The following is a 23,824-nucleotide window of genomic DNA, read 5'->3' on the forward strand; positions in this document are numbered from 1 at the left end:
CGCAGCCCGCAAAAGGAGACTTAGGCCAAATCCTCGCAGCTTAATCAGCCACCTCGCCACTACTGCCGCTGCAGCGCGCTATGGACAAAACCAACCAACGGACTGGCGCAGCCCTTGCGTGATCAGGATTGATGGCGCGTAGCCCAACATGGACGTGATCCCCTGAATATCCGCCAACGAATGTCGGACGTCGCCTACGCGAAAACTCCGATAATTCGGCCGTTGTACCGCCGCACCTTTTACCTTTTCCACTGCATTTGCTAGCCCATCGAACAACTCATTCAAAGTCGTACGCTCACCACAAGCCACGTTATAAACCCGATTCACCGCATCCTCGTCTGCCACCGCTGCCAACAAGTTCGCCTGCACCGCGTTATCGATATAGGTGAAGTCCCGGCTCGTCTCCCCGTCCCCATTGATGTAGACCGGCTCGCCGCGCAGAATGGCGCCGATCCACTTTGGGATGACCGCGGCGTAGGCGCCGTCCGGATTTTGGCGCGGGCCGAATACGTTGAAGTAGCGCAGGCCGATCGAGTTGAAGCCGTAGCAGCGCGCGAAGACGTCGGCGTATAGCTCGTTGACGTACTTGGTGACCGCGTAGGGTGACAGCGGCTTGCCGATGCGCTCTTCCACCTTGGGCAGCTCTTCCGAGTCGCCGTAGGTGGAGCTCGAGGCGGCGTAGGTGAAACTCTTCACGCCTTCGTCTTTTGCTGCGACCAGCATGTTCAGGAAGCCGTCGATGTTCGCGCGGTTGGTGTTGATCGGGTCTTCGAGTGACCGGGGAACCGAACCCAGCGCGGCCTGGTGGGACACGTAATTGACCCCAGCCACGGCTCGGCGGCAGTCATCGAGGTCGCGGATGTCGCCTTCGATAAACCGGAAACGGGCCCATTGTTCGGCGCTTACACATGACCGCACGTCGTCAAGGTTGTGCTGGAAACCGGTCTCAAAGTTGTCCAGGCCGACAACGGCCTGGTCCAGCGACAGCAGTTTTTCCAGCAGGTTGGCGCCGATGAAACCGGCGACGCCGGTGACCAGCCAGGTCCTGGGTGTGGCCTTCAGCGCGGATTGGACTTCTTCGTATCGGGTCATGCTTACAGCCTCGCCGTTGCCCGCGTGCCGAACACGCTCTTGATGTCAAAATACACACAGTCGCCGCGTCCCCAGCCGATCAGCGACTCGGCGGACACGGCCTCAAACTGCCTGTGTGCGACGGCGCCGATGACCGCGTCATAGCTGTCTTGCGCCGGCTCGGTCACCAGGCGTATCCCCCGCGACTGTTCAGCGCTGACCCAGGGATCCAGCACGTCCACGTCGCACCCGGCCGCCTGCAATTCCGCGATCAACCGAAACACCTGGCTATTCCGTGTATCCGGGCAGTTTTCCTTGAATGTCAGCCCCATGACCAACACACGCGCGCCGTCAGCGGCCACACCGCGCTCGGCCATCAGCCCAACCACTTTCGAGGCCACGAAGGTGGCCATGCCATCGTTCACACCGCGCCCGGCCAGGATGATCTGCGGGTCGAAGCCGACAGCCCGCGCCTTGTGGGTCAGGTAATACGGATCCACGCCAATACAGTGCCCGCCGACCAGGCCGGGTGTGAACGGCAGGAAATTCCACTTGGTGCCGGCGGCGGCGAGCACGTCGCGGGTATCCAGGCCCAGCCGGTCGAACAGCATCGCCAGTTCGTTCACCAGCGCGATGTTCACATCCCGTTGTGTATTTTCGATGACCTTGGCGGCCTCGGCGACGCGGACGCTGGGCGCGCGGTGGGTGCCCGCGGGCACGATGGCGCTATATAGCCCGTCGATGAAGTCCAGTGACGCGGCGCAGCAACCGCTCACCACCTTGACGATGCTTTCCAGTCGCCGCGTGCGGTCGCCGGGGTTGATGCGCTCGGGGCTGTAGCCGTACCAGAACCCTTCGTTGCTGCCGCCCCGCAGGCCGGACAACTGCTCCAGCGCCGGCACGCAGACCTCCTCGGTGGCACCGGGGTAGACCGTTGACTCGAACACCACGGTATCGCCCGGCTGCAACTGCGGGCCGATGGCCTCGCAGGCGGCGTGCAATGGCGAAAGGTCGGGCTCGTTATCCTCGGTGACCGGGGTGGGGACAGTGACGATATAGACATTGCAGTCGGCCAGTACCGCAGCCTCGTGGCCCAGGCGCGCCCCACCAATCACCGCCAATTCCTCGGCAGAGAGTTCGCCGGTTCGGTCTGATCCGCTGGCCAGTTCCGTCACCCGGCCACGGTCAAGGTCGAAGCCGGTGACTTCAAAATGCCTGGCAAATGCCGCCATCAACGGCGCGCCCACGTAACCCAGCCCGATGATGGCGATGCGAGGCAATGAATGGCTCATTCGCCGCCCTCCCCGTTCACTTCACGCTGCAACTGTTCGATCTCGCCCTTCAGTCGTTCGTACTCGTCCATTCTCCTCTTCAGAAAGCGCGCGGTGATGCGCGCCTTCGCCTCAATGCCCTGCGGAGTGAGCTTGTACAGGTAGGCGCGCTTGTTCTGGCTGTTGCGGAAGTTCCGGGCCTTGACCAGGCCTTTCTCCACCAGCGCGCGCAGGCAGTAGTTGGTCTTGCCCAGGCTCACGCCCAGGTGTTCGGCCAGCTCGCGCTGGCTGACCTGCGGGTGGCTGTCCAGGTAGCGGAGCAGCCGGAACTGGGTTTCGTTGGGATTGCTCATCATCTTGAATATGCCGTGCGCGGGAATCGGGCACGCTACCGCCACACGGTGCGTGGGCACCGCGGGTGGAAAAACTCTGGCGCCAGATTCAGACGGCGCGTTTCAGTGCCAGCGCATCCACTTCAACCAGGGTCGATCGCCCCAGCAGGCCCAGCATCAGCATGGCCCGGGTTTCACCACAGCGCTCGGCGAGCACGCCTTCAAGCCCGGCCAGCGGGCCGGTGAAGACCTGGACACGGTCCCCTACCCGCACCGGGTCAGGAGCCAACCTGATCAGGCCGGTCGCGTCGTCCTGTCGGGACCGTAAGGCCTGGATGACTCCAGCGTCGACCTGCAACAGGGAACACCCCGTGCGCACCAGGTCAACGGCGCCGCGGGTGGAACGCACGACCGCCAGGTTCTGCCGGCCGGGCTCCGCTTGCAGGAACAGGTAACGGGGAAACAAAGGTTCAGCGCGCAGCTTCTGTCGCCGCAGCTTCTGGTACGGGTTTTCCGCCAGCGGCAAAAAGCAATCGAAGCCCTGGCGCTGCAGGTGCTCTCTCGCGACCCGTTCCTGGCGAGGCCGGGTATAGACGGCAAACCACTCCATCCATTCACCTTAGCAGGTTGTGTTCACTCTTTGAACATGTGTACCCGCATCCAGCGCAGGTAGGCCACGCCGGTGGCGATAAAGGCGTAGAAACGAATGCACTCGGGCACGCCGAACCACTCCATGGCAATGCCAGCAACCATGAACCCGGCACTCAGCAACACGACTACGCCCCAGGTCTGCCCCACACTGAGCCCTGACTGCGCCAGCGCGTGGTGCAGGTGCCGGTCGTCGGCACTGAAGGCGGACCGGCCGGCCCGCCAGCGGCTGGCCATCAAGCGGGTGGTATCGAGTAATGGTAGGCCGAAAATCCACACCGCCGTCATCGGCGCGAAGGCACGCTCCACGCCCGTGCGGCTGCCATTGCCCAGGTCGATAAAGAACCAGGCCAGCAGCAGGCCCAGCAGCAATGAACCGGAATCACCCAAAAACACCCGGGCCACGGGGTTCCATGGCAGCCGTGCATTCAGTAAAAGGAAGCCGCATACCGCACCGGCCGAAACCAGCAGGCTGGGCAGCATGTCGGCCCGGCCGCCCACGGCCGCCAGCAGTGCCATCGACAGGCAACAGAGCACAAAAATGCTACCGCTGACGCCGTCGACACCGTCGATCATGTTGAACGCGTTGATGACACCCAGCGCCGCGAAGACCGTGATGGGCACCGCCAGCAGGCCAAGATCAAGGACCCGGTCCATGAACAGGCGCCCAAAATCCGCAAGGTAGACGTCGGCGACAAAAACCATGACCAGGCAGGCCATGGTCTGCAGGCCGAACCGCACGGAAGCGCTAAGGGGCCATCGGTCATCAACCAGCCCGGTCACCATGATCAACGCACAGGCGGCTGGTAATGCCGCGGTGCCAACACCAGCCAGCGCCAGGGTCGCGAACAATCCGCCAAAGATAGCCGGGCCACCCACCAGTGGCGTGGGCTCAATGTGTTGCTTTCTCCCGGAAGGCCAGTCCAGCCACCCGGCCCGTCGGGCGACAGGCACCAGCGCCGCCGCCATCAGCAGCGTGATCCCTGCGGCCACCCATGGCCAGTTTTCCCCTTGCAATGACATTCCACCCTCCACGTCCATGTGGCCGAATTATGATGCTATATTGGGTGTTGGTCGAACCGGTTTTTTTTGAGGCCCAGATGCCCATCCGCATGAAATGCCTTTCCAGGACGCCATTGTCCGTCCTGATCGCATCCGTTCTTGTCAGCCCAGCCATCCTGGGCCAGCAGGACGCCGACCAGACCACCCTGTACACCACGGTGGACGAGAAGGCCATTTACATCCAGCAGGGCGACCGCCAGATTGACGTCAAATCGGGTGAATCTGCGGCGATCACGCGCAGCGGGCTGGAGTTTTTGGATGCCCGCCCTGCGGCGCTTAACTGGCCCTGCGGTACCGGCTACGCCGGAAATCGCGGCCAGCTCGAGACCTTTGCCCTGGACAGCCTGCCAGCAGGTGAACAGATTCGCGGTGTCGCACAGAATTTCTTCGAACAGCAGATGGTGCTCGACAGCCAACCGCATTTTCTTGATGGCGGCTCGCATGGGGCGTTTCCTGCAGCCGAGATCGATGCGTTTGTCTCCGACGCCTATTGGTATGTCGCCGGCCCCGCTGACGCGCCACAGGCCGCGTTGCGCCCGGACACACTGATCATCGGCCTGTTCTACGGCACCGGCCAGGTCATCGTTGACACCAATCACCTGGCAGACCTGAAGGCGAAGTACGGCGACGACCCTATTCCGACACTGTTCCAGTACCACGACCAGAACGTCGTGCCGATTTCCTACTTCGGCGACGCGCCTACGCCGGGAAACATCGCCCAGGTTTATGCGGAAAACGGCATCCTGCCCGCGTCGCCGCCGGTGATCTTTGCGGGTGATCGCCATACCGACTTTGTCGCCGAAGTACTGGCCGATTCGGTCGGCGCGCCGGCGATGGGCGATATCGACCCGGCCCGGGCGGCGCAGTTGCGAAACGACCTCTCCGCCAACGGTTTCAATGGCAAGCCCATCAACCTGGCGCTGGTGCCGGGTTCCGCCCAGGTCACAGCCGATGAGCCCGAACGTCTTCGGGTTGCGGGCAACATGGGCATGCAGACCGTGCCCGCGATGTTCTCGGTCTACGACGACGAATCACACGCGCGCCACTGCGGCGTCGCACCGCCGGTGGCCGCCGCGGGTGTCATGGGCACGGAACAGGGCGATGCACCGGGCGCGCAACCCCCGACTGATCCGCCGACGGACCCGGTACTACCCCCAACCATTCCATTGCCACCGGATGCCGGCCCGCCGGATGGTCCTGACCAGCCCCCGGTGCCGCCGGAAATCGAACTGCCCGACCCGCCCCAGCCGGAACTGCCGGCCAGCGAGAACTGATCATGGTTCCGGCCACTGGCCGGGCATAAAAAAACCGCGCCCTGGAGCGCGGTTTTTTTTGTCCCTGGAAACGTCGCGAACTATTCGCTGAAGCTCGCGCCCTCTTCTTGGCAGATGGTGCCGTCGTCACACAGCAGAACCGAGAACTCGGTGCCGCGGACACCCATCAGCGCCACCGGCGTTTCCACCTTGAAGCTCTCGGGTTCAGACTTCGCCATCGCGCCGGTCAGGACGCGCAGGCCACCTTCGACCAGGCTCAGCGTTGCCGCATTACCTTCCTGGCCGTTGTAGACGTATTCCTTGATGTCGAGGATGCTGTTCGGCGTCACCGTCACCTTGGCGCCGTCCACGAATTGCAGCACCGCAAAGCTCTTTGGCCCGGTGATGATCCGCTCTTCCTCGCTGACCCCGTCCCCGCGTTGCAGGGCGCGCCGATCGGTCTCGCGTTCGGCGAATACATCACCGCGCGAGGCCACCAGCATGGCCGTGTCGTCATCCGCGACCGCCGGGAGCGTGGCTGCCAGTGCCATGATTCCCGCGATCAGGGTAGTGCGAAACCTATTCATTTCCCTTGTCCCTCAGCGGTGCCCAACAATAACCGCCTAATCGTTACAGTATATACCCGCCAGCGAAACTTTAGTTGGCGGCATGTGCCATGTGCTTGTCAGAAAACCGGATGCGACAAACACACCCTTACCACGACATACGGAAAATCAACCGGTTCCATATCATTCAGGGGCTATTTCGAGTCGTGCGTATAAACGCCATCCCAGTCCGCTGGCGGGGGCTCCGCCCTGAACGTGCGAATGCGCTGCAGGTACATGCGGTAAAGCAACTTGTCCGGCACCTGGTCAACCAAGTCCAGCATGATGCCCTCGGCGCCATCCCAGTCCAGTGCGCGGTACAGTTTCATCGCCTGTTCGAACTGCAACAGGCGGGCGCGTTCGATGTCCGGCACCCTCGACGCCTCACCAACCACTTCGTAGATGCCAACCGGCAACCGCTTGCCCTTGACCCGGACGCGATCGATCTCGCGGTAGAGAAAGCGGTCCGCGGCGGCGTCCCGGGTGAACTCGCTGACCAGCATCTCGACCCCGTAGGCCTTGGTCAGCCCTTCAAGCCGCGACCCCAGGTTGACCGAGTCACCCAGCACGGTATACGCGCGCCGGAACCGCGAACCCATGTTGCCCACGCTCATGGTGCCGGTATTGACGCCGACACCGATCTTCAACTCGGGTTTGCCCTCCTCGACAAATGATTCGTTCAGCGCGGTCAACGCGTTCAGCATGCCCAGGCCAGCGACAATCGCGTGCTCGGCATGGTTGGCGTCGCGCAGCGGCGCGCCCCAGAACGCCATGATGCAGTCGCCCATGTACTTGTCGATGGTGCCGTGGGTCTCGTGTACAACCTCGGTCATCGGCGTCAGGAAGCGGTTCAGCAGGTCAGACAGCTCCTGTGCGTCCAGTGCCTCGGAGATGGTTGTGAACGAGCGGATATCGGTAAACAGTACCGACAGTTCCCGTTTCTCACTTTCCATCGAGTAGTGGGTCGGGTCATGCGCCATTTCCGAGACCAGATCCGGCGGCACGTATTGGCCGAACAGGTCGTTCATGTGCGAACGGCTGCGTGACTCGAAGAAGTAGCCGTAGACCATGTTGAGCAGGTAGGTACCAAACAACACGATCAGCGTGGTTGCCAGCGGCAGGACATGGAGCTTCTCGTCCCAGAGGTAGGCATTGGTCCATACCGCGGCAGTCACCATGACGATCAGCAGCAACGTGGCGTACACCGCCGACAGCACCGGCAACACCAGCGCGGCCAGCAGGCCGAAGGCCAGCACGGCGATGAGTTCCGCGGCCTGGGTATAGGCCGGTTGCCAGCGGAAGCTGTTGTCGAGAATGCCCGCCAGCACGTTGGCATGGACCTCCACCCCGGGGTAAATCGAGCCGAATGGCGTCGATCGCAGGTCAACCAGCCCCGGGGCCGTCGCGCCGATCAGCGTGATCGAACCGGCCAGTTGTTCGGGGTTGGGCACAGTGCCGTTGATGACGTCAGTGGCCGACACGTAATTGAAACTGCCGGCGCCACCACGGTATGGCACGAGCACCGCGCCCTGGGCGTCAACGGGGATGTGCCGTTCACCCAGAACAATGGCCTCCAGCGGCGGATAGCCTTGCAGCAACAACGGTGCGTCAACAAACACCGGCAGTGCGATGTCATCCAAGTAGGTCGACGCCATGGCCAGCGACAGCGACTCGTAAGCGTTGTTGCCGTAGGCGTGCAGCAGCGGCGCACGCCGAACGATGCCGTCCTCACCGATCAGCGGGTTGCTGATAAAACCCGCGGACCAGGCGCCCTCGGTGATCTCCGGCACATTGGCGCTGTAGCCCGTCGCGGTGGGCAGGCGGATATCGTCACGGATAGCGTCGTCGAACTCGAACGCCGCAATCGGCAGGTCGCCAGTCTCGTACTGGGCCCGTTCATCGGTATGGAAATAGAAGGCAACCACGCTGCGGCCCTGTGCCAGGGCATCGCCAAAGATCGCGTCCCGGTCAAGCTGCGGCGAGAACCGTTCCAGTTTGCGGCTGAATGCCGGGTCCTGGCGACCAAGCTGCTTCAGCGTTTCGAGTTCGAAACTGACATCCCGTTCCGGGAACACTACGTCGAAACCGACCACCTCGACCCCGTAGGCGTACAACTGCGAAACCAGTCGCGCCAGCTTGTCGCGCGACCAGGGCCAGTGGCCCTCGGCGTCCAGGCTGCGTTCATCCAGGGCGATGATGACGATCTTGTCATCCTTGCCGCCCGGGGCGCTCAGGCGCACCCGCGTGTCGTACAGCAGTCGTTCGAACTGCGCCACGAACGGAATGTGAATATTGCCCAGGATATGTGCCGCCAGCAGGCCGATAAGCGCCAGGGAAGACACCAGCCGGATCAGGTAACGTTTCAAGCCTTGTGCCCCCTGCCCCTTTCGGTCCTGTTAGGAGTATATCGAACCGCGCCGTGACTGCGCGCAGGCAATGCCCATGATCAGGGCATAGGCCATGGCCGTGGCCGGAATCTGCAGGCTGAAGTCGACCAGCGAATGCACGGCCACAAGGACCGTGGCGGCGATGCCCAGGGCCGGGTAGACCGGGTTGACCGAGCGCCGCCGCCAGCCGCGCAGGCAGGTCAGCAAAAGGGCCGCGATCACCGCAAACTGCGCCAGCGCCACCGGCCAGCCCAGCTCAAACAGGTTTTCCATGTAGGTATTGTGCGCCTTGTCGAAATGCGCGCGCAGGCGCTCATCGCGGTACAGCCTGAAACTGTCGGCGAAGGTGCCGTAGCCAAAGCCCAGGGCCGGGTTGTCATCGATGCCGCCGGCCACCAGCGTGTAGGCCTCAACACGCGAGGCCATGTCCGCACCGGAACGGTCGAGCCGCTTCATCAGCCCCGAACCGGTCAGCCAGAACGTGCACACCAGCGCCGCGACGACCATCGCCACCAGCACGCGCCGGCCGGTGCTGCCACGCCAGCGCCGCCAGCCCAATGCAGACAGGAACACCAGCGTCGCCGCCAGGGTGGCCGCAAAGCCACCGCGCGAGCCACTCAGAAATAGCGCCGCCGACATCAGCAGCAGCATGAGCAGTGGCCGCCAGGCGCTGACCAGGAACCGCTCCAGCCGCTGCGCCAGGTCACTGGACGGCAGCTGGTAAGCCGGGTTGCGTCGCGGCGCAACGTGGCGCCAGGACAACGCCAGCGCACACAGAAGCATCAGCCCCATCCAGGTGGCGAAGGAGTTGCGGTTGACGAAGGTGCCGCGGACCACGGTGCGGGCTTCAAATGGCCAGATACCCAGCAACCGATCCCACTGGCCGAAACAGGCCGCCAGGCCATACCCGGCCATCACCACGCCGGCGATGGCCAGCCAGCGCACCACCCCAGCCGCACGGTTCGGGTCCTGCCCCAGTTGGAAAGCAAGGAAAAACACGAGCCCGTAGGCCGCATACCGCATCAGCGCGGTCATGCCGTCATCGGCCGCCAGGGACACGGTCATCGGAAATTCCGAACCCGTGCCCAGTGCGCTAACGGCCAGGGACCACAATGGGTGAGCCCAGTCCGACGGCAGCCCGGCCCAAGTCTGCAGCCAGGCCCAGGCGCACACGAGGAGAAAAAGCACCGAGGCGACCAGCGGTGGTTGCCAGGCGCGGACCACCCGCAACAACGCCAACGCCGACCAGGCCACGCCCACCACGCCCATAAACAGCGCACAGACGCTCCAAGACCATTCCCGGTTCGAGCCGAAGGGAATGACGGCGGCGACAACACCCAGCAGCAACAGCGCCAGGAGCCCGGCTTCCAGCCGACTGCCCTGCCCCGCGCCCGGGTTCAAGCGGCTTCGGGCCCGGTCTGCAGCAGCCGCTGTTCGGTGCCTTCAAGCACCAGCGCGGTCAGCACACCGGAGTGAAACGCGCCCGTGTCGATTCCGATACGGTTCGGCAGCATTTCCGGCTCGGTGGTGATGGTATGGCCGTGAACCACAACCACGCCGTGATTGGCCGGACTTTGCAGGAATTCATCGCGAATCCACAACAGGTCCTCGGTGTGCTGCTCATCCAATGGCACGCCAGGCCTGATTCCGGCGTGGGCAAAGAAATAGTCACCACCGCGCCAGCTGTCGAGGCCGCTGTCCAGGAAGGCCAGGTGCGTGTCCGGCAGGTGAGCTGCCAGAGAGCGGGCCAGCTCAGGGAGCTCCTTCATCAAGGGAAACAGCGACACGTTGACGCCATAGCTGGCCAGGGTTTCGCGCCCACCGAAGCCCAGCCATCCGGCGACGTTTTCCGGGTGCTGCATGAAGTCCAGCATAGCCTGTTCATGGTTACCGCGCAGGAAAATGCGCTCGAACCCGGGCAGCGGGTCATCCAGCAGCATGTCGATCACTTCCCGGGACTGTGTGCCGCGGTCAATGTAGTCGCCCAGGTAAAGCACGTGACGCTCGCCATCGAATCCTTCGACGTCTCCAAGGATTGCGCCGTGAAGGTCTTCCAGAAGGTCGGCGCGCCCGTGAATGTCACCGATGCAGTACATCCGCGCACCGGGAACGTACCGCGGCGCAACCATGTCCCGGGCTGGACCGCCCCCGGGCGCCTGTTCCGTGGCAGTCCGCCTGCGCAGCTTATCCAGCAGGCGCTTCAAGCGATGCCTCCATCTCGTTCAGTAGCCCGGACCGCGTGGGTGCCAAAAGCTGGCGCATGGCGCCGATATCGAGCCGCCCCTGTGAAGCGCTATTAATGACGCCACGGCGGTCAACGGCCCAGGCCAGCGCGGTCTGGTCCAGTAACAGGGCCCGCGTATCCGCATCCAGTTGCCCAAGGTAGCGATAACCGAGCTCAAGGCGCGGCACCAGCAAGCCCGGCTCTACCCGGCCGGTGAGCATCGACATCGACAGGGACCCGGCGATCTGCCCGACAGGCACACCCAATGCCGCCTCGATCCGGGCGACCCGCAGCCATGTGGCCGGCTTGGCCGGCGCCTGCCGCAGGGTCTCCCTGGCTTCGGACAGGCTGGCTTGCAGCGCCTGGCGCTGTTCCGGTGAGCCCGGAACAGCGTCCAGTGCCTGCAGGTAGTACAGGAAACTGAGCCCCTCGTGAAAACGATAGTGATCCAGCTGCTCCAACGCCGATTGGCCGCGCGCAAGCAAGGCATCCATCTGCTCACCGGGTCGTTCACCGGTTTCGTGAAAGCGGGCCACGGCAGCATCGACCGGAATAAAGCGCACGGCCGCCTGCAATCGCGGCCAAGCCATGCCGGCCACCAGCGTGGCCAGCACGATCGTCAGCGAACCCAGCGCAATAGCGCGGCCAGCGGGCATGTCAGGCGAGTCGGGCATGACGGTAAAGTGTGCCACAGCGCGACATCGCTATGGAAACCATTCGCCTTCACGGGTAGGCTTGCATGAACACCGTTTAAACGAAGAAAAAGCGGTCACCAAGGGGACGACAATGACACGACGCAGACCATTCGACTGGCGAATTGCATGGTGCGCCATCCTCCTGTTGCTGCCCTGCGCGCCCGCGCTGGCTGCCGGCGGCGACATGCCTTCACTGGTACACGACATCGGCATCAGCCTGCTGACCGCGGGCCTGATCGCGCTGATCTTCAACCGCTTCGGCATTCCCAGTATCGCGGCCTTCCTGCTGGCGGGCATCATCGTTGGGCCCATCGGCCTTGAGCAGGTGACCGACCCGGTTAACGTCGACACCATCGCGCAACTGGGCTTCATCCTGCTGCTGTTCCTGATCGGCCTGGAGATTGATTTCAAGAAGATCTTCGGTAGCGGCAAGGCCATTACGTTATCGGGGCTGCTGCAGTACCCGCTGACCATCCTGTTTGGCGCGCTGTGCGTGAAGTTGCTTCTGGCCCTGGGCATCGGCGCCGAACTGCTGGGCACCAGCCCGTACTCCGCGCTGTACATGGGCGTGATCATCGCCGGGTCATCCACGCTGCTGGTGATCAAGCTGTTCCAAGAGCATTTCGAACTCGATACCGAACCCGGCCGCCTGTCGCTGGGCATGCTGATCTTCCAGGATATCTGGGTGATTATCGTCATCCTAATCCAGCCGAATATCGAAAACCCCGAGGTCATGCCCATCCTGATGTCGTTTGCCGGCATCGCCCTGCTCAGCGTGTTCTCGATCATGCTGGCGCAGATGGTGTTCGAGGTCTGCTTCGAATGGATCGCCAAGAGCCCGGAACTGACCCTGACGGCGGCGCTGGCCTGGTGTTTCACCGTGGTGTTTTTCGGCGCCAATATCGACACCATCTCGGTGATGGTCTTCGATTACAACCCGCACATGGCCGTCGGCGCCGGCATGTCGGCGCTGATCGCCGGCGCCTGCATCGCCAATTTGCCCTCGGCGACCGAGGTGATCACCAAGGTCAGCGTGGTCAAGGACTTTTTCATCACGCTGTTCTTTGTCGCCCTGGGCATCAGCATACCGGCGCCGGATGGCTGGGGCGTGCTGGTCCTGGCGGTCGCACTGGCGGTCATTGCACTGCTGGCCAGGCAGCTGGTGTTCTTCCCGCTGTTCTACTTTACCGGCGTTGACCAGCGCAACGCCCAGGTCGCGTCGATCCGCCTGGCGCAGATTTCGGAATTCGGCCTGGTGATTGCCTTCCTGGGCGTCCAGCAGGGTCACATCGGCGCCGAACTCAGTTCCGCCGTCATCTTCGCGTTTATCATCACCGCGTTGCTGACGCCGTTCCTGTACGGAAAAGCGTACGAGATCCACGCCGGCATGCAGGGCGTGCTGGAAAAACTGGGCTTCAAGGCGCCACCCGAATTGCGTGCCGAGGAAGGCCAGACCTACCAGCTGGCGCTGCTGGGCTTCCACCGCCATGCATCATCGCTGCTGTCCGACCTGCAGGACCGGGACCCGGAGCTGGTCCGCCAGACCCTGGTCGTGGATTTCAATGTCGCCATCCACCCGCGCATCGCCGCCACCGGCGCCACGGTCAAGTATGGCGACCTGAGCAATTCGGAAACCCTGCATCACATTGGCCTGGGACAGGCCCGGGTGGTGATCTGCACCATCCCGGACGACCTGCTGCGCGGTATCAGCAACCGTGAACTGGTGGCGATGGTCCGCGAAATGAACCCGGAGGCGATCATCATTGCCAACGGCATCAGCTTCGAAGAAGTTGACAAGGTCTACCTGGCTGGGGCTGACTATGTGTACATGGCGCGGTTGGAGTCTGCGGGCGCGCTGGGAGAAGCGATTGGCGAAGCGCTCTCCGATCGGATCGATGTGTTCAGGGAACGGAACATCGACCGGCACCGGCTCAAAAAAGGCAGGAATGAAGTCCTGACCTGAAGGACAACAGGGACGACGCCATGACACGGTTGGTCCAGATTACCGACACGCATATCCAGCCTCCGGGCGAGCGCCTGTACGGGCTGGTGGATACGTCGGAACACTTGCGCGCCACCATCGCGACGATCCGCAGGATCCGACCCACGCCCGACCTGGTGGTCATCACCGGCGACCTTGTCGAGCGCGCCGATGCGGAGAGCTACGCCCATTTCCTGGAGCTGGTTTCACCGCTGGAGATGCCGGTCTACGTGCTACCCGGCAACCATGATGAGCCCGAGATGATGGCGTCCCTGCTATCGCACACCACCTGCTTTCCGGTATCGGACGATACCTTCCAGTATGCCGTCGAAATCAACGGCTTCCGTATGCTGGCGCTGAACAGTCATGCCGGTGGCAGCGAGCTGCCGGAACTCGACGGCGAGCATCTTGACTGGCTGAAAAACGAACTGCCGCGCTCGGACGCACCCACCCTGCTGGCCATCCACCACCCCCCCATGCAGACCGGCATCGAGTTTATCGACATGGGTGGCAGCGCCTGGTACCAGGGGCTGAAGACGGTGCTCGAGGGTGAGCACAACGTCCGGTTGATCATCTGCGGCCACTGCCATACCGACCTGGTCGGCCGTATCGCCAACGTCCCCGTCTACATGTCAGGCGCGATCGCCCACCAACTGGTGGCCGCCAGGGACATGGACGTGGCGCCGGCGTTTGCGGCGGCGCCTGTTCCCCCGGTGCTGCACCGGCTGGTCGACGGCGAGTTTGTCAGTGGTAGCTATCCGTGGCCGGCCGACGTCGAGGAACAGCGCATCGACCGCACTTCCAATATCGACTGGAAAGACCTGAAACTGCAGATGATGGGCTCGAAAGCGCCCTAGCTGTTGTAGTACTGGCCATAACGGCCGTAGTGGTAGTAGTAGCCCGAATCCCCGTAACCGAGCCGGCCATAGCGTTTCAGGTCCACCTGTTGCAGAACGATGCCGGCGATATCCGTACCCGACTTTCTCAGCTGGTCCAGCGCCGCGCGCGCGACCTTGCGCGGGGTCTTGTCCCAGCGCACCACGAACAGCGTCTTGTCGACGATGGTGCCGATCACGCGGGCATCCGCTACCGCCATGACCGGCGGTGCATCCACCAGCACGTAGTCATAGTCCTGCTTCAGCCGCTCGATCAGCTGGCGCATGCGCTTTGACGCGAACAGGTCCGAGGCACTGACGTAGCGCGCGTCACCGGAAAGCAGGATATCCAGGCCGCTGCCCTCGTGATGGAGCAGGAATGGCTCCACCGCGTCCTCACGGGCAATCATGTAGTCAGTCAGGCCTGCGGCGTCGGCAGGCAGCTCGAGCTTCTTCTCGATACTGGAGCGGCGCAGGTCGCCGTCGACGATGATCACCCGGCTGCCGGTCTTGGCCAGTACAGTACCCAGGGTCAGCACCAGCGACGTCTTGCCTTCCTCCGGTACCGATGAGGTCACCTGGATGGCCTTGATCCTGGCGTCAGGGTCGGACAGCTGCAGCGCGATCTTCAGCGAATTCACCGCCTCCACGTAGCCGGAATTGTCTTTCTCGATCACGTGCTGGTGCGGCGGGATCTTGCCCTCGACGCGCGGCAACACCCCGATCGCGTGCATGCCCAGTTCCTGCTCCACCTGCTCCGGGCTGAACATGCCGGGGCTCAGCAGGTGCAGTGCAAAGACCAGTGCGCAGGCGCCAACAAATCCCAGCAGAATGATGGTAGCCAGCATGCGCCCGCGGTTCGGCCACGACGGGCTGCCCGGGATCTCGGCGCGCGACAAGATGCGCGCGTCCGGTGTTTCCGTGCCCTCGGTACTGGAGCTCTCCTTGAAACGCCCCAGGAAGGTCTCAAACAAAGCCCGGTTGGCCGCCGCCTCGCGCTCCAGCGCCCGCAGCTGCACCGCCTCGCGATTCTGGGCGCCACTGCGTGATTCGGCTTCCCGTAGGCTGGAGCCCAGACTGGCCTCGCGCGTACGGGCGACCTCGACCTCGTTCTCCAGGCCGGTAATGATTTTCTGGATTTCTTCGCCAATGCGATTGCGGATGTCGCCGAGCTCGGCGTCCACCTGCAGCATGCGCGGGTGCTTCGGCCCGTACTCGACCGCCAACTCGGACTGGCGCCGCATCACCGCCGCCTCCTGGCTGCGCATCTCCTGGATCAGCGGAGAAGACAACACCTCGCCGGCGGTCTCCACGCCGCCGCCATCGGCGGCCACCAGCCGGTTGACCTGCGCCAGCCGCGCCTCGGCCTCTGCGCGCTCGGCCCGGGCGATGATCAGCTGGCTGTTGATGGATGACAGTTGCTCGGACAGGATGTCGCCGCGCGCGCCCTGGGTCAGGCCGTGCTCGGCACGGTACATCTCCACCGCCTGCTCGGAATCGCGAACCTTGCGCTCCAGCTCCGCCAACTGGTCAGCCAGCCAGCCGCTCATGCGCTCCGAGGCCTCCAGCTTGGCTTCGAGTTTGTCAGTGATAAACGCCTCGGGCAGTTCGTTGGCCACCTGCGCGGCCACCCGCGGGTCCGCGGAACGGAAACCGATCTGGATAATGTCGGTGAACTCAACCGGGGTCACGCTCAGCCGAGACAGGTAAATATCAACGGCGCGCACCATGCGCCGGCGCTCCAGCTCTTCCTCGCCGGGGGGAACCTGGATCAGTTCGCCATCGCGGGCGCCGCGCCAGCCATCCTTCCACGACTGCGGGATCCAGTGCCTGGGGTCGATCCAGTAGGCCAGGCTGAAGCCACTATCCGCCCCGCGCAGGGACGGATTGAACTCGGGATGACTGAGCAGGTCCAGTCGCTCGATGACCTTCTCTGACAGTCCCCGCGACTTCAGCACCTCGACCTCTTCCAGCGCCTCGGGCCCGAAATAGCGCTGGTAAAGCATCGAGTCGAGGTCTACCGGGCGGCTGTCATGCACACCGATCATCAACGACGAACGGGCGGTGTAGACCGACGTGAGCTGGTTAACGTGCAGGTAGCCCACCACGGCCACCAGCAGGGTCACCAGCACGATCAGCCGGCGCCGGAACCACAGCAATTGTAGGTAGTCGAGCAGTGGAAACGGCTCGGACGCGGAGGATTCCGGCAGTGAAGCGCCCTCGGGGCTTGCGGACGTCATACCGTCAAAGGATCAAAACATGCGTTCATCGACGCGGATGATATCACCGGGTTGAACGCGCTCGTTGACGCCCAGGCGCAGTTCCTCCTCATCCGGGTCGCCGGCGCGGGTGACATAGACAATGTCTTTCTTGGCGCGGTAGGTGTAGCCGCCCGCGATGGCAATGGCATTCAGGTAGGTCATGCCATCAACAAAGGGATAGGCGCTGGGCTGGCCGACTTCACCGATGATGTAGAACGGCCGGTAGCTGAGCACCGATACCGACACGCGGGGGTTGACCAGGTAATCCGGCTTCAGGCGACTGACCAGTTCGACCTCGAGATCAGACGCGGTCATGCCGTTGGCATCCACCTGGCCGATCAGGTGCATGGAAAACCGGCCGGAGCCATCGAGCGTGTATTCGCCGCTCAGCTCGGCCTGGTTGAAGACATTGACTTCAAGGCTGTCCCCGGGACCCAGGCGATAGTTCTCATCGACAGGGCCATCCGCCGTCTCCACGGTGGCCGCCGGGGCCAGGGAGGAAAACAACAGGAATACGATCAGCCAACACGCACGCGAAACAGTCAGAGCTCCACTCCCAGGTTCAGGAAGTAACGGTTGGTATCGTAATCGAACGTGCCCAGGTTGGCATCCTGCGACTCGCGCGTGTAGCCCACGGTCAGCGACAGGTTGCGATTGAACAGGTAACTCGCCCCCAGGCCCCAGCGGGTCACATCGGTATCTTCCAGTTCGGTATCCGACATACCGGGGTTCTCATAATTATTGGTCGTCCAGGACCCACGCAGGTGGAGCAGGAAGTTGGGCATGACTTCCTGTTGCACGCGAACCGAGTAGAGCTGGCTGAAATAGCCGGAAGTTCCCGGCTGGGTGGTTTCCTGTGGGCCACCGGCGAACCGGACATTGACCAGCGTGGTCTGCCGGGGTGTCCAGGTCAAGCCGGCACCCAGGTTCAGGCCGTCAACATCCTGTAGCCGGGGGTCATCATAGTCCTGCTCGGACCAGCCCAGGGACAGGTCGCCGGTCAACAGGTCCGTCATGTCCCAGGCCACGCCTACGGACACCCCGGTGCCCGACGAGTCGCGATGGTAGCCATTGTCATCAAGCGGCTGGTCATAGTCGATGTCGTTCATGCCCCAGGTCGCGAAGATCGCGGTTTCCGGGCCCAGCTGCCAGTCGCCGCGCAGGGTCAGGCGATCCTGTTCGCGGTTGCGATCCTGGTTGTCGATGACGTCACCGTCGATGGTGCGGTTGTTGTCGTAATCGAAGAAGCTGTGGTTGTAGTAAACGCCCAGCTTGAGCCGGTTAAAAACATGGTCGTAGCCGGCGCCGTAACCACCGTAGTCAAATACCGTTGGCTCAACACCAAACCGCGCATCAGGGCTGCGACGATCCTCGTGCAGGTGCATCCATTGCGCGTCGTAACTGAACCAGTCATCGCGGCGGACATCGATGCGACCATCGAGTTGGGTCGTCCAGTCCTCGTAGTCGTTGGCGCCGTAGTCACTGTAACTGGCGAAGTCAGCCGAGGCGGAAGCGTTCAGCGCATGTCGGTTCCAATTGCTGACCAGGTTGGCCCATGGCCGGACATGCAGGATGTCGTCATCCAGTTCGTCTTCAGGCAGGTAGAAGACGTTGTCGTTGTGCTCCCAGCCCAGGTCGACACCCGGAAACAGGTGGAAACTGCCGATACGCGCACCCACGGGCTGGTAGTCCACAGGCTTTTGCTGGATAGAGCGCTGCATGATGCCCGGATCGAAGTACTGCTGCGCGCTCGCGGCGGGCGCGACCAGCACGGCCAATAAGCCGGCCAGGCTCCACAGCCAGCGATGTCTGCAAGCGGAAATCAGCAAAATTGTCCCCTTTCTCTCATGCCATACCCGTTGTCTGTCACAGTGTGCCCCGCCGGGCGAGCGCAACATCCGGGTTGTCGCACCGCACAAGTATAGGGAATGGGGCATACGAGATAAAGAAACACCTGCATGGTCGGTTATCATGCCCCTCACCTTCTGGACGGCGGCTTAACCATGACACGCAGAATCAGCATTATTGTGCTTCTCTCCGGCCTGCTGGGTCTGAGTCCAGACGCCTTTTCGGAAGCGCTGCGTGTGGCCACGTTCAACGTCGCCATGGGACTGGACCGGCAGGGCGCACTGGCCGAAAGGCTGTCTACCGGCGAGGACCCGGGCCTGCGCGCCATGGCCGAGGTGCTGCAGCGGGTCCGCCCGGATATCGTACTGGTCAACGAATTCGACTATGCCGCGTTCACACCGGCCGCGCAGCGACTGAGTAAGCATTACCTGGCCAGGGCCCAGAAACCGGAACTCGAGCCCATTGACTACCCCTACCACTACACTGCCCCGGTCAATACCGGCGTCGGCAGCGGTCTGGATCTTGATGGCGACGGCCAGTTGAATGGCCCGGGCGACGCCTGGGGTTTCGGCCGCTTCCCGGGCCAGTACGGCATGCTGCTGCTGTCACGCTGGCCCATCGATACCGAAACCGTGCGCACGTTCCAGAACTTCCGCTGGAGCCAGTTGCCGGGCAGTGAGCCACCGGCGGCGCCCGGCGAACCCGCGTTTTACGACGACGCCACCTGGGCGGCCCTGCGGCTGAGCTCGAAAAGCCACTGGGATATCCCGGTACAGACCCCGGCAGGGACCGTCCACGTGCTGGCCAGCCACCCCACCCCGCCCGTGTTCGATGGTCCCGAGGACCGCAACGGCCTGCGCAACCGCGATGAAATCCGTTTCTGGGCCGAGTACATCGAGCCGGGTCAGGGCGCAGCACTGGTCGACGACCAGGGCGTGGCCGGCGGCCTGCCGGTCGACGCGACCTGGGTCATGCTGGGCGACCTGAACGCCGACCCACTGGATGGCGAATCACCACCGGGCGGAATCGACCGTTTCATGTCCGCCGACTGGGTCAATCACGATTGCACGCCCGCCAGTGCCGGCGGCGTCGATGCCGCGGAACGACAGGCCGGGGCCAATGCGCGCCATCGTGGCGACCCCGCGCACGATACCGCCGATTTCGACGACCGCCATGCCGGCAACCTGCGCGTCGATTACGTGCTGACCGGTTCTGCCAGCCGGGTTAGGGACTGCGGGGTGTTCTGGCCCGCCCCCGGGGAGCCGAGTCATAACATCGTCGAGTTTTCCGATCACCGACTGGTGTGGATTGACCTGGAACCGGCCGGATACAACCCAGCCACGGATAACAGGGTGACCGAGCCGTGACCGGTGATGTTGAAAGCGACGATAGCCTGGCAGCACTGTACCGGCAGGCGGTCCTGACCCACGCGGCCGCGCCTCACGGCCAAGGCGTGGCCATCGAGGCCACTCACGAGGCTGAAGGCCATAACCCGCTATGCGGTGACCGGGTGGTCATCCGTTTGCAAATCTTGCCGGCGGACGGGCTAGTGAAAGCGGCGGCCTTCGACGGCGAGGCCTGCGCCATCTGCCTGGCCTCGGCGTCGCTACTCTGCCAGCACCTGCCCGGCAAGGCACAGGGCGACCTGGAAGCAATGATCGATGGTTTCTCGGCCGCCCTGGTGAACGGCGACCACGTGATTGAGAAATGCCCGGCCTTTCTGCAGCCGATGCTGGGCGTGCGTGCCTACCCGGCTCGCATCGCCTGCGCCACCCTGCCGTGGCGAACCGCCATCGACGCCATTACCCCCTGATCCCCGGCTACCCGGCCAGCGGGGATTTCAGCGCCTGCTCCTTCAGCTTCGCAATACGGTCGCGTGTCGCGGCGGCTTCTTCAAACTCCAGGTTCTCGGCGTGCCTGAACATGGCTTTTTCCAGCTCGGCGATCGCCCGACCCAGTTCGGCGGCGCTCATGCCGGCATAGTTGGCCTTTTGTTCCGCCACTTTCGCCATTGCCGTGGGGGCGCGTTTCGCGCCTGGGCGGCCGTCCCGGGCGCCATCCATGACATCGGCGATGCGCTTGGTCACGGTGACTGGCGTAATGCCATGTTCTTCGTTCCAGGCCATCTGCTTCTGCCGGCGTCGCTCGGTCTCGTCCATGGCACGACGCATGGAGCCGGTGATCGTGTCGGCATACAGGATCACGCGGCCGCGAAGGTTGCGGGCGGCGCGGCCCATGGTCTGGATCAGCGAGCCCTCCGAGCGCAGGAAGCCTTCACGGTCGGCATCGAGAATGGCGACCAGTGAAACCTCTGGCATATCAAGGCCTTCCCTGAGCAAGTTAATGCCAACTAGCACATCAAATTCGCCCAGTCGCAGGTCGCGAATGATCTCCACGCGCTCCACCGTGTCAATATCGGAGTGCAGGTAGCGCACCTTCACGCCGTGCTCGGACAGGTAATCGGTCAGGTTCTCGGCCATCCGCTTGGTCAGCGTGGTCACCAGCACACGGTCGCCCATCTCGACCCGGTCGTTGATCTCGGACAGCAGGTCGTCGACCTGCTCGGCCACCGGCCGGATTTCCACTTCCGGGTCGACCAGGCCGGTCGGCCGCACCACCTGCTCCACCACTTCACCGCCGGAAAGCTCCAGCTCGTAGGGCCTGGGCGTGGCGGAGACAAACACGGTCTGGCCGGCTCGCGCTTCCCACTCTTCGAACTTAAGCGGCCGGTTGTCCAGCGCGGACGGCAGCCGGAAGCCGTAGCTGACCAGGTTTTCCTTGCGCGAGCGGTCGCCCTTGTACATCGCACCCAGCTGCGGAACCATCACGTGGCTCTCGTCCAGCACCAGCAGCGCGTCCTCGGGCAGGTAATCGAACAGCGTCGGCGGCGGCTCGCCGGCCTGTCGGCCGGTCAGGTGGCGCGAGTAATTCTCGATGCCATTGCAGTAACCCAGCTCCATCATCATTTCCATGTCGTAGCGGGTGCGCTGCTCCAGCCGCTGCGCCTCGACCAGCTTGTGCGCGTCGCGCAGTTGCTCCAGGCGGACCTTAAGCTCGTCGCCGATGGCCTGGACCGCGTCCAGCACGATCTGCCGTGGCGTCACGTAATGCGATTTCGGGTAAATGGTGATGGCGTCGAGCTTCTCCAGCATCTCGCCGGTCAGCGGGTCGAACATGGCGATGTTCTCGACTTCCTCGTCGAACAGCTCCACGCGCACCGCCTGCGCATCCTCGTCGCCAGGAAAGATATCGATGACCTCGCCACGCACCCGGTAGGTGCCACGCCGCAGTTCCATGTCGTTACGGCCGTACTGCATCTCCGCCAGCCGCCGCAGGATGCCACGCTGGTCGATGATGTCGCCGCGCCTCAGCTTCAGCACCATGGACAGGTACTGGCCCGGGTCGCCCAGGCCGTAGATCGCCGACACCGTGGCCACAATGATCACGTCGCGCCGCTCCAACAGCGCCTTGGTCGCCGACAACCGCATCTGCTCGATGTGCTCATTGATCGACGCGTCCTTCTCGATATACGTATCGGAGGACGGCACGTAGGCCTCGGGCTGGTAGTAGTCGTAGTAGCTGACGAAGTACTCGACGGCATTGGCCGGGAAGAACTCGCGGAACTCGCCGTACAGCTGCGCCGCCAGGGTCTTGTTCGGAGCCATGATCATGGTCGGGCGCTGCACCCGCTCGATGACATTGGCCATGGTGAAGGTCTTGCCGGAGCCGGTGACACCCAGCAGGGTCTGATGCGGCTGGCCGCCATTCAACCCGTCGACCAGGCGCTCGATCGCCGCCGGCTGGTCACCGGCCGGACGAAACTTGCTGTGGAGTTCGAAACGGCGATCAGAATCACTCATTTTCAGGCACTTCGGGGTCGTCGGGCAGGCCAAACTTGCTATTATACCGACCGGGGGATTCGTAACCGGCACTCGCCGTGTGCCGGACCGTGTTACCTATCCATTCATTTGATGATTTACTGCATTACAGGATCAGTCCGTGTCTTTGAGAGTGTCCAACCGCGTCGCCCAGATCAAACCGTCCGCCACCATTGCCGTTGCCCAGAGGGCCCGCGAACTCCGCGCCGAAGGCCGTGACATCATTTCGCTCGGTTTTGGTGAGCCCGATTTCGATACCCCGGCCCACATCAAGGCCGCCGGCATCGCCGCCATCGAACGCGGTGATACCAAGTACCCGCCGGTCGACGGCACCCCGGAACTGAAGCAGGCCATCATCGACAAGTTCAAGCGCGACAACGGCCTGGACTTCGGCGTCAACGAGATCACCGTCGGCAACGGCGCCAAGCAGGTGCTGTTCAACCTGATGAGCGCGGTCCTGGATGATGGCGACGAAGTGCTGATCCCGGCGCCCTACTGGGTCAGCTACCCGGACATGGTGAAGATCGCCGGTGGCCAGCCGGTCATCATCAGCACCGACGAGGAGACCGACTTCAAGATCACCCCGCGGATGCTGCGCGCGTCGCTGAACAGCAAGTCGCGCCTGCTGCTGCTGAACGGCCCGTCCAACCCCACCGGCAAGGTCTACAGCGAAGAAGAATACGAAGCGCTGGGCCAGGTCATCCGCGAACACTCACGCCTGGTGGTGGCCTGCGACGACATCTACGAGCACATCTACTGGGCCGACTCGCCGTTCCGCACGCTGCTGAACGCCTGCCCGGACCTGGCCGACCGCACCGTGGTCATCAACGGCGTCTCCAAGGCCTACGCCATGACCGGCTGGCGCATCGGCTACGCCGGCGGCCCGGAGACCCTGATGAAGGGCATCAAGAAGGTCCAGAGCCAGAGCACCTCGGGCGCCTGCTCCATCTCGCAGGCCGCCGCCGCAGCCGCGCTGAACGGCCCGCAGGACTGCGTCGAAGAAATGCGCCAGGCCTTCAAGGAACGCTACGAGTACCTGGTACCCGCGCTCAACGCCATCGACGGCGTCGAGTGCCCGGGCTGCGACGGCGCCTTCTACGCCTTTCCGTCCTTCCAGGGCGTGATCGACCGCATGGACAACATTGCCAACGACGTCGAACTGTCCGAATGGTTCCTGGAGAACGCCGGCGTCGCCATGGTGCCCGGCACTGCCTTCGGCGCGCCCGGCCACATTCGCCTGTCCTTTGCGACCAGCATGGAACAGCTGCACGAGTGCGTGCGGCGGATTACGGAAGCGCTCGCTGCCGCTTGAGTAGTGAGTAGTGAGTAGTGAGTAGTGAGTAGTGAGCAAGACTCTGCACCCTCTCTGGAGGTGTTTCCACTTCTTACCACTCACTACTCACCACTCACCATCGACCAACTTCTCGAAGCCA

20 protein-coding genes are annotated in these 23,824 nt (G+C 63.3%); 6 read left to right on the forward strand and 14 right to left on the reverse strand.

Going from position 1 to position 23,824, the window contains the following annotated elements; all coding sequences use genetic code 11:
- Positions 1-78: 78 nt before the first annotated feature.
- From F3N42_RS01505 to F3N42_RS01525, 5 genes are all read right to left on the reverse strand, one after another.
- Positions 79-1,092, reverse strand: coding sequence for an NAD-dependent epimerase/dehydratase family protein (locus tag F3N42_RS01505; RefSeq protein ID WP_150862626.1), 1,014 nt, complete (start codon positions 1,090-1,092; stop codon positions 79-81).
- A gap of 2 nt (positions 1,093-1,094) precedes the next feature.
- Positions 1,095-2,363 (reverse strand): nucleotide sugar dehydrogenase, encoded by a 1,269-nt coding sequence (locus tag F3N42_RS01510; protein ID WP_150862627.1) that lies wholly within the window; start codon positions 2,361-2,363, stop codon positions 1,095-1,097.
- Complete coding sequence (locus F3N42_RS01515) at positions 2,360-2,695, reverse strand: MarR family EPS-associated transcriptional regulator (protein WP_263595886.1); 336 nt, start codon at positions 2,693-2,695, stop codon at positions 2,360-2,362. The genes F3N42_RS01510 and F3N42_RS01515 overlap by 4 nt, the downstream gene beginning before the upstream one ends.
- A gap of 88 nt (positions 2,696-2,783) precedes the next feature.
- On the reverse strand, positions 2,784-3,284 hold the full coding sequence (nusG, locus tag F3N42_RS01520; protein ID WP_150862629.1) for a transcription termination/antitermination protein NusG: 501 nt from the start codon (positions 3,282-3,284) through the stop codon (positions 2,784-2,786).
- A gap of 23 nt (positions 3,285-3,307) precedes the next feature.
- Complete coding sequence (locus F3N42_RS01525) at positions 3,308-4,345, reverse strand: MraY family glycosyltransferase (RefSeq protein ID WP_191621165.1); 1,038 nt, start codon at positions 4,343-4,345, stop codon at positions 3,308-3,310.
- A gap of 113 nt (positions 4,346-4,458) precedes the next feature.
- On the opposite strand from F3N42_RS01525, the gene F3N42_RS01530 reads away from it, so the two are divergent.
- Entirely contained in the window at positions 4,459-5,658 is a 1,200-nt protein-coding gene (locus F3N42_RS01530; protein WP_150862631.1) for a hypothetical protein, read from the forward strand.
- A gap of 80 nt (positions 5,659-5,738) precedes the next feature.
- On the opposite strand, the gene F3N42_RS01535 is transcribed toward F3N42_RS01530, so the two are convergent.
- The 5 genes from F3N42_RS01535 to F3N42_RS01555 form a co-directional block, all read right to left on the reverse strand.
- A complete protein-coding gene (locus tag F3N42_RS01535) occupies positions 5,739-6,224 on the reverse strand; it encodes a FecR family protein (protein ID WP_150862632.1) in 486 nt (161 codons plus the stop codon).
- Positions 6,225-6,397: 173 nt separating this feature from the next.
- A complete protein-coding gene (locus F3N42_RS01540) occupies positions 6,398-8,608 on the reverse strand; it encodes a CHASE2 domain-containing protein (RefSeq protein ID WP_150862633.1) in 2,211 nt (736 codons plus the stop codon).
- A gap of 30 nt (positions 8,609-8,638) precedes the next feature.
- Positions 8,639-10,030, reverse strand: coding sequence for an O-antigen ligase family protein (locus F3N42_RS01545; RefSeq protein ID WP_150862634.1), 1,392 nt, complete (start codon positions 10,028-10,030; stop codon positions 8,639-8,641).
- Positions 10,027-10,725, reverse strand: a complete 699-nt coding sequence (locus tag F3N42_RS01550; RefSeq protein ID WP_263595887.1) for a metallophosphoesterase family protein — start codon at positions 10,723-10,725, stop codon at positions 10,027-10,029. Before F3N42_RS01550 ends, F3N42_RS01545 begins: the two co-directional genes overlap by 4 nt.
- An 88-nt stretch (positions 10,726-10,813) precedes the next feature.
- A complete protein-coding gene (locus F3N42_RS01555) occupies positions 10,814-11,509 on the reverse strand; it encodes a hypothetical protein (RefSeq protein ID WP_150862636.1) in 696 nt (231 codons plus the stop codon).
- A 130-nt stretch (positions 11,510-11,639) separates the two neighbouring features.
- On the opposite strand from F3N42_RS01555, the gene F3N42_RS01560 reads away from it, so the two are divergent.
- On the forward strand, positions 11,640-13,511 hold the full coding sequence (locus F3N42_RS01560) for a cation:proton antiporter (protein ID WP_191621166.1): 1,872 nt from the start codon (positions 11,640-11,642) through the stop codon (positions 13,509-13,511).
- Positions 13,512-13,531: 20 nt separating this feature from the next.
- Positions 13,532-14,386, forward strand: a complete 855-nt coding sequence (locus F3N42_RS01565) for a metallophosphoesterase (RefSeq protein WP_150862638.1) — start codon at positions 13,532-13,534, stop codon at positions 14,384-14,386.
- Here the strand turns inward: F3N42_RS01565 and F3N42_RS01570 are convergent.
- The 3 genes from F3N42_RS01570 to F3N42_RS01580 are packed head-to-tail and all read right to left on the reverse strand — an operon-like array spanning position 14,383 to position 18,494.
- Positions 14,383-16,644: a GumC family protein gene (locus F3N42_RS01570; RefSeq protein WP_150862639.1), complete on the reverse strand. Its 2,262-nt coding sequence runs from the start codon at positions 16,642-16,644 to the stop codon at positions 14,383-14,385. The two genes, F3N42_RS01565 and F3N42_RS01570, sit on opposite strands and share 4 nt — an antisense overlap.
- 12 nt (positions 16,645-16,656) lie before the next feature.
- Positions 16,657-17,172 (reverse strand): polysaccharide biosynthesis/export family protein, encoded by a 516-nt coding sequence (locus tag F3N42_RS01575; protein WP_224784623.1) that lies wholly within the window; start codon positions 17,170-17,172, stop codon positions 16,657-16,659.
- Positions 17,173-17,207: 35 nt separating this feature from the next.
- Positions 17,208-18,494 carry an outer membrane beta-barrel protein gene (locus tag F3N42_RS01580; protein ID WP_191621167.1) on the reverse strand — a complete coding sequence of 429 codons (1,287 nt, stop codon included), beginning with the start codon at positions 18,492-18,494 and terminating at the stop codon, positions 17,208-17,210.
- Positions 18,495-18,668: 174 nt separating this feature from the next.
- On the opposite strand from F3N42_RS01580, the gene F3N42_RS01585 reads away from it, so the two are divergent.
- Positions 18,669-19,880, forward strand: a complete 1,212-nt coding sequence (locus tag F3N42_RS01585) for an endonuclease/exonuclease/phosphatase family protein (RefSeq protein ID WP_150862642.1) — start codon at positions 18,669-18,671, stop codon at positions 19,878-19,880.
- Positions 19,877-20,326 carry a Fe-S cluster assembly sulfur transfer protein SufU gene (gene sufU, locus F3N42_RS01590; RefSeq protein ID WP_150862643.1) on the forward strand — a complete coding sequence of 150 codons (450 nt, stop codon included), beginning with the start codon at positions 19,877-19,879 and terminating at the stop codon, positions 20,324-20,326. The genes F3N42_RS01585 and sufU overlap by 4 nt, the downstream gene beginning before the upstream one ends.
- Positions 20,327-20,333: 7 nt before the next feature.
- On the opposite strand, the gene uvrB is transcribed toward sufU, so the two are convergent.
- Positions 20,334-22,373: an excinuclease ABC subunit UvrB gene (uvrB, locus tag F3N42_RS01595; protein WP_150862644.1), complete on the reverse strand. Its 2,040-nt coding sequence runs from the start codon at positions 22,371-22,373 to the stop codon at positions 20,334-20,336.
- A 139-nt stretch (positions 22,374-22,512) separates the two neighbouring features.
- Here uvrB and F3N42_RS01600 point away from each other — a divergent pair, with 139 nt between their 5' ends.
- Positions 22,513-23,703, forward strand: a complete 1,191-nt coding sequence (locus F3N42_RS01600; RefSeq protein ID WP_150862645.1) for a pyridoxal phosphate-dependent aminotransferase — start codon at positions 22,513-22,515, stop codon at positions 23,701-23,703.
- Positions 23,704-23,824: the final 121 nt, after the last annotated feature.

This window comes from Marinihelvus fidelis (genome assembly GCF_008725655.1).
Classification (GTDB): domain Bacteria; phylum Pseudomonadota; class Gammaproteobacteria; order Xanthomonadales; family SZUA-36; genus Marinihelvus; species Marinihelvus fidelis.